At 44.2% G+C, this 233-nt stretch carries 1 protein-coding gene; it reads right to left on the reverse strand.

All coding sequences use genetic code 11. The features are described 5' to 3' along the window. Nucleotides 1-19 precede the first annotated feature (19 nt). Nucleotides 20-233, reverse strand: a 214-nt coding sequence (locus tag E1189_RS25545) for a hypothetical protein (RefSeq protein WP_230460423.1), incomplete at its 5' end; no start/stop codon positions are given.

Here is a 233-nt window from a genome sequence, read left to right on the forward strand (position 1 = left end):
GTGGTGAAGGAGCAAAGGTTCAAAATGTGTCAAAATCACAAACGGGGATGTTTGAGGTATACACCTCATCACTCTGTTTACACGGAGCTTCTCCAGTCATAAGAGCCAATAGCTTTCGTTCCTTTTGCCTCCATTGATCATCTTTCTTCAGCTCTAGTCGGTGGGGTTCAAGGTCGTTGGCCTGCTCAAAGAGTAATTTCGACGTATGTTTGAATTCTTGCTCTTTTGCCTCT

Origin of the sequence: Parendozoicomonas verongulae, assembly GCF_009711465.1 — a bacterium.
GTDB lineage: Bacteria > Pseudomonadota > Gammaproteobacteria > Pseudomonadales > Endozoicomonadaceae > Sansalvadorimonas > Sansalvadorimonas verongulae.